The organism is Solemya elarraichensis gill symbiont (assembly GCF_002021095.1).
Lineage (GTDB): Bacteria > Pseudomonadota > Gammaproteobacteria > Chromatiales > Chromatiaceae.
In genome coordinates this window covers 1-5,974 of sequence record NZ_MPRK01000112.1, presented here as the reverse complement: position 1 = coordinate 5,974, position 5,974 = coordinate 1, and the positions used below count along the sequence as shown (strand labels likewise).

Sequence of the window (5,974 nt, the reverse complement as noted above, 5' to 3'; positions counted from 1 at the left end):
ATTTTTCCTTTGGCGCTGGCGCACGTCAGAAAAACAGTCTCGCCTAGTGGCTACCGGGGACTACGCGCCTTCGATTCTCTCTCCTTGGCGCGCAGCGATGGCGGCCTGTCAAAATCGAAAGAGAATCTTGACGGCATCTCTATTGGCGCATTTGAAATGGCCCAGTTCTGCTCCTTCTATCATAAGGACAAGAATCCGACGATAACCGTCACCGAGCTGCCTTTCTCAAAGAATGTTTCGCTTGCACGTATTGCAGAGATCTAGCAGAAAGTGCACGAACACCCGGTTGTTGCCAAAGACCTGGCACGCTGGAATGCAACCCTGCTGATGCCAACGCCTCTGCCGCAATACAATATTGTCAGTAAAACTGATGCACTTAGCACACTGGATGACTTCAACGGACTGCGAGTCCGTGGCCCGGGCGGCATCATGGGTGTACTCAGCAAGCTGGGCGCTGTGAAGACAGGTGTCCCATTCTCTGAAGTACGCCAATCAATGGACTCAGGTGTTATCGATGCAGCTTCATTTGCACCGCATGCTCACCTGGCGACAAAAACCTACAAGGTCGGCAAGTGGGCCACCACGAACCTCAACCTCGGTTCTGCCAACTGCCCTGTTGTCGTTCATACCGATGCACTGAATGCATTGAGCAGCACCAACAAGGAAGCACTGCTAGGCTCTGTTGACGAGGCAATCGCTTTTTATGTCGACAACTACGACAACAACACAACCGGCGCTTACGAGAACGCTGTTACCGAAGAGGGTTTGAACAAGGTCACCTTTAGCCCTGAACAAACAGCCAAACTCAATGAGCTTGCCGAATCTGTTCGCAGTGACTGGATCACAAATAATGTGGATAAGTTCGACTCACAAGCACTGTTTGATTTCACAGCTGCGCTCTTCGCTGAAGATGACAGCAAACTTGCCATGAAAACCGGGGAAGCCAAATAAGGCATAGGCGCCAACAGTGTACTGACAGATAACTCCCGCCTGAGCCGCAGCGACCAACTGCTATTCAGGCTGGAGTCCCTGTTGACACTGCTTGGCGGCATTGTCATTCTTCTACTGGTATTTATCGCCACTACCAATATATTGGGGCGCTGGATTTTCTCTCTGCCAATCAGCGGTTATGTCGACTGGGTAGAGCAATCCATGGCCTTCTTTGCCTTTCTGGGTATCGCCTATACACAACGCCAGGGCGGCCATATCCGCATGGACATCCTTGTTTCGCATTTACATGGACGGCGTCTGTGGGCGGTTGAGTTGTTATCCGCTTTTCTGATGCTGCTGGTGACCCTGGTACTCATCTACGGCTCATACCTGCACTTCTATCGTGCATACAATATCGGTGACTCATCTCTCGGCATCAACCTGCCGACCTGGCCTGCCAAACTGGTTGTACCCTTTGCGCTGACGATTCTCGCAATACGCCTGGTACTGCAATGCTGGGGCTACATTCGCGCTATCAGACAACGAACTGACCAGCCGGTTGCGGTACCACTAATTGAGGATGCCGCCTCTGTCGCAGCAGCAGAGGCCGATTCAGTGATGGGCAATGAAAGCAAGGGTGACGGAGAACACAACTGATGGCCCTGTTTGAGGCGATGGGACAGATGGACTCTGTCAGCATCGGCCTGTGGGTCACCGGTTTCATGCTGTTTTTTGTCATTATCGGTATGCGCGTTGCCTTTGCTGCCGCTATCGCAGGTTTCATCGGACTCGTATGGATCTTCTCGGCCAAGATGGGGTTTGAGAGAGGCGTCATTGTCGCGATGAAAATGGCTGGCACGATTCCACACTCAAAAGTCTCTACACTCGCTCTCTCCCTGATACCCACGTTTATCCTGATAGGCTTTCTTGCCTATCATGCCGGCCTGACACGTGCGCTGTTCGAAGCTGCAAAACGCTGGGTTGGCTGGCTGCCGGGCGGCATGGGCGTTGCAACGGTTTTTTCGGCGGCAGGTTTCGCTGCTGTATCCGGTGCATCTGTTGCGACTTCTGCAGTATTTGCGCGCATCGCCATTCCGGAAATGCTACAACTGGGTTATGACAAGCGCTTTGCTGCAGGCGTGGTCGCTGCCAGTGGCACCCTCGCCTCCCTGATTCCACCCTCGGCGATACTGGTCATTTACGCCATCATCGTTGAGCAGGATGTCGGTGCACTGCTCATGGCCGGTTTTCTGCCTGGAATGGTCTCTGCCCTGATCTATGGCGGACTGGTCGTTTTCCTGGCGAAGGAAAAAAAAGACTTTGGCCCGCCGGTTACAGGCTACAGCTGGAAACAACGCTTTGAATCCCTGCCGAATACACTGCCTATCTTTTTTGTCGTCGGCATTATCGTGGTTTGCATCTATGGCGGTGTCGGCACACCCACCGAGGCTGGGTCACTCGGCGCCTTCGTCATCCTGTGTATGGCACTCTGGAAAGGCATGACGGGTGGTGAACTCAAGAGTGCACTATTAGAGACAGCCAAGCTCACGGTGATGATCTTCACGATTATCTGGGGAGTACTTCTCTACGTCCGTTTTCTCGGCTTTGCCGATCTGCCCAGTGCCTTCTCCGATTGGATTACCAGTCTTGAGCAGAGCCCGATGATCACCCTGATCCTGATCCTGTGTGCTTATGCACTTCTCGGCATGTTCATGGATGCCATCGGCATGCTGCTGCTGACACTGCCTGTGGTCTACCCGGCCGTGATTGCACTCAATGGCGGTGATGCAGTCACTGCAGCAGAATCTGCTTTTGGTGTCTCAGGTGTCGGCTGCGCCATCTGGTTCGGCATCATCGTCGTCAAAATGGCCGAGTTGTGACTGATTACACCGCCGATCGGCCTAAACTGTTTCGTCGTGGCCGGTGTGCGTGACGAATGCTCGGTGCAAGATGTATTTCACGGTGTCACACCCTTCTTTGTAGCAGATTTTTTGACTATTGCCCTCCTGATTGCACTACCCCAGGTTGTCCTCTGGTTACCCGGCCTGATGGGCTTTTCCTGACAAAATGATGAACAGGCTTGTAGGAATTTACTTACAAAACTTTCAGAATTTTCCGACTAGCGTAAAAAATCCTCAGCCTTATACTTAACTTCAAGATATCAAATGGAGTGTCAGGAAGACACGCCGAACAGGAAGAAAGACCACCATCTTTCAATACACATGGAAGCGTTAAATCGGAATTGATATCAGGAGCCAGGATGGCACCATATTCTAATATCGGGAATGGAATTCCTGATCACAGGTTGCACGACAAGGATGTCGTATAAGCTCCGGAAGAGCAGCAACTAAAATTGTACAGGGATAGCACTTCTTCAACAGCCGGCTTAATGCCGGCTGTTGTCGTTTAGCGATTCCAACGTCTATACCGCATCAAGGCTCAGCTACAGTGACGACAAACTCCTGGTTAGCAACACCACCCAGACCATCGACAACAGTCACAATCACATTGTGATGGCCGATCTTTGGCCCATGCCAGTAGAGCAGACCCTCATCAATATCAAGCACCATACCGGAAGGGGATAATTCAAGGTCATAGATCAAGGCATCATCATCGGCATCTGTCGCTGTCAAGATATAAACGTAGGGCGTGCCCGTCACTGCAGTCAAAACAGGCTCTGATGTAAACTGAGGGTTATGATTGCCCTCAAGCTGAATCAACTGTTCATCATGTGCCGCACAGTCTGGCGCATCAGCAACAAGTGTAAAACTTGTATCTTCCGCAGTATCAGGCGTCCAGGAGATAGTACCTGTTCGTGCATCGATTTCCATACCGTCAGGGGCATCTTTTAATGACCATTGAGTCACTACAGCAGCGTCTGATGTGTAGGCCGGAGTATATTGAAATTCTCTTCCAGGGGTCACAACTGCTGTGAAGGGTTCTATCGAAACAGTGCCCTCAACAGCATAGACGCGGACGTCATCGGCCAGCACATCAACCTCCCCGCCACCCTGGTGCAGCAGGCGAAAGCGAGTCCGCATCCTGTCTGTATTTGCGACAAAGGTGTAACTGCTCCAATCATGGTGGTTGGCATCCAGCTCAGCAATAAACTGTGGCCCCCACCAGAGCTCGACACTAGTGTTTGCCTGTTTTTTACCGACAGCCATCAGGTCCAGAGAAATCTCGTAGAGTTTGCCTGGAGTCGTCTTTACCGCCTGATAAAAATAGACCCTGCCTTGTGATGTTTTCAGGCGTGCAGCATTACCCCCTTCGGCCACGTTAATCCCTTCAATACTGTCCAAGAACTTGTTTACAACTCCATACTCAGTACGCCATGGCGTCAATTTGTGATTCACTACAATACGACCATTGCCTTCAAACGAACCATTTCTAACCCGGTTGGGCGTGACCCTGCAAGTTGGATAAAGCCGGATATCATCAATCAGGCGTGAAGCCGCCCAATCATCCTTGAAGCGTTCGATTAACAGCTCCCCATCACCCGCTGAAGCAACAAGATCGAATCGCCGGCTACGCCAGTTGTCGTTACTCGCCTTGAATTCAGACAGCCAGTTCTGATTCCACAGCATCCTTACCTTGGCAACTTTATTGGAGCCATCTTCTCTCAATAACATGTGCCGCACGCGCATCTCGTAACGACCGCTATGCGGGAGCCTCAACTGTTGCTGTAATGAAGCATCTGTCTTTTTCAGATCAACAACTATCTCCCCATCAGCAGCGCCGCTAGGCAGATCCCCCTCTTCAAGAAGGCGACTGCCATATTGCTGCCACCCGGGTAATCCCCCTGTGCTTCAGCCGGGACTTCGAATGAACCATTTTCAACCAGGTTATCTGACACGCTAATCGCGGGAAAAGCCGCAACAGACAGCATCAGCACGGATTTGGCAACATCAGATATTTTCCATTGATTATTCATTTTTTTCTCCATGTAAATAAAGACTTCTTACGTGACTATCCTGCACTGCCCTCCTCCAATACTGGTCAAATCACACAACTGCGTTAGCCTATGCATTCAACCTGATTGTTGGGGCAAACTACCAAGGCTCTTATGTGGCCTGTTATTGTGAAATCTGTAGAACTGGAAAAAAGGCAAAAGAATGGAAGGAAGTTTTACAGACATAAAAGCGAAGCGATCAGCGCCGGTTTCCAGCATTGATCGACACCCCTCTTCCTGTCGGCATCCCTGTAGTTGAATATTCATCCAGACAATAATGATCCCTATTACCGTTTCCCTTACAAAACATATAGCACAGCATTCACAGGCCAACAACGTGAACAAGGGTCAAGACTTTATGTATAAACAACCAGCCTGATGAAATTAATATCAGGGATAAAAGCAATGAAATTTCGGTTAAGATTATATGAATTCTCTGATCAGGAGCCTGTACAAAGATGCAAGAACTATACGAAAAGCTGGGTCTTTTTTATATCGGTCATGATGTAGACAAGGCAACCCAAAGCCCGACAGATGATCTAACACTACTCAAGAACAAAAACTTCACCACCCACGCAGCCATTATCGGCATGACGGGCAGTGGTAAAACAGGGCTTGGCATCGGCCTGATTGAAGAGGCTGCGATTGACAACATCCCGTCAATCGTTATCGATCCCAAGGGTGATATGGGCAACCTGCTTCTGACTGATCCCACCTTCGATTCCACATCATTTGAACCATGGGTCAGGGATGAAGCCTGATCAAAGAACAAGCAGACACCGGCCTACGCGAGGAAGATTTCCGCAATGTGGAAAGAGGGCATTGAAGGGCATCACCAGGATAGCGCCCGTGTTGAAAAGTTCTCTAACGTCGAAAAGACCATCTACACCCCGGGCAGCAGTGCCGGTATCAGCGTCAATGTTCTAAGTTCTCTTGAGGCTCCGCCGGAGAACATCCTGGAAGATTCTGATGCCTTCACCTCCTATCTCTCAACAACCGTCAGCAGCTTGCTATCCCTGATCGGCATAGAGGCTGATTCGGTTGAATCAGTCGAATATCTTCTGCTGGCACAACTGATTTCCACCGCATGGA

At 50.4% G+C, this 5,974-nt stretch carries 5 protein-coding genes and 3 pseudogenes; 6 read left to right on the top strand and 2 right to left on the bottom strand.

Annotated features, from left to right (window positions below; all coding sequences use genetic code 11):
• The 4 genes and pseudogenes from BOW51_RS11660 to BOW51_RS06760 form a co-directional block, all read left to right on the top strand.
• A pseudogene (locus tag BOW51_RS11660) lies at window positions 1–264 on the top strand (hypothetical protein); the annotation flags it as partial.
• A 6-nt stretch (window positions 265–270) separates the two neighbouring features.
• Complete coding sequence (locus BOW51_RS06770; protein ID WP_245828585.1) at window positions 271–951, top strand: type 2 periplasmic-binding domain-containing protein; 681 nt, start codon at window positions 271–273, stop codon at window positions 949–951.
• Window positions 952–1,032: 81 nt separating this feature from the next.
• Window positions 1,033–1,587 carry a TRAP transporter small permease subunit gene (locus BOW51_RS06765; protein ID WP_078477029.1) on the top strand — a complete coding sequence of 185 codons (555 nt, stop codon included), beginning with the start codon at window positions 1,033–1,035 and terminating at the stop codon, window positions 1,585–1,587.
• A gap of 26 nt (window positions 1,588–1,613) precedes the next feature.
• A pseudogene (locus BOW51_RS06760) lies at window positions 1,614–2,993 on the top strand (TRAP transporter large permease).
• Window positions 2,994–3,362: 369 nt separating this feature from the next.
• Here the strand turns inward: BOW51_RS06760 and BOW51_RS06755 are convergent.
• Both BOW51_RS06755 and BOW51_RS06750 read right to left on the bottom strand, forming a co-directional pair.
• Window positions 3,363–4,607: an Ig domain-containing protein gene (locus BOW51_RS06755; protein ID WP_135568115.1), complete on the bottom strand. Its 1,245-nt coding sequence runs from the start codon at window positions 4,605–4,607 to the stop codon at window positions 3,363–3,365.
• Window positions 4,608–4,648: 41 nt separating this feature from the next.
• Entirely contained in the window at window positions 4,649–4,876 is a 228-nt protein-coding gene (locus BOW51_RS06750) for a hypothetical protein (protein ID WP_135568114.1), read from the bottom strand.
• A gap of 464 nt (window positions 4,877–5,340) precedes the next feature.
• Between BOW51_RS06750 and BOW51_RS11655 the strand changes: the two genes are divergently transcribed.
• Both BOW51_RS11655 and BOW51_RS11650 read left to right on the top strand, forming a co-directional pair.
• The gene (locus BOW51_RS11655; protein WP_245828583.1) at window positions 5,341–5,643 is read left to right on the top strand and encodes a helicase HerA domain-containing protein; all 303 of its coding nucleotides are present in this window, start codon (window positions 5,341–5,343) and stop codon (window positions 5,641–5,643) included.
• A 45-nt stretch (window positions 5,644–5,688) separates the two neighbouring features.
• Window positions 5,689–5,974, top strand: a pseudogene (locus BOW51_RS11650) (ATP-binding protein); the annotation flags it as partial.

What these genes read in the sequence shown, in the direction of transcription:
- BOW51_RS06750 (WP_135568114.1), bottom strand. Translation starts at nt 4,876, where the DNA reads ATGGAGAAAAAAATGAATAATCAATGGAAAATATCTGATGTTGCCAAA.
- BOW51_RS11655 (WP_245828583.1), top strand. Translation starts at nt 5,341, where the DNA reads ATGCAAGAACTATACGAAAAGCTGGGTCTTTTTTATATCGGTCATGAT.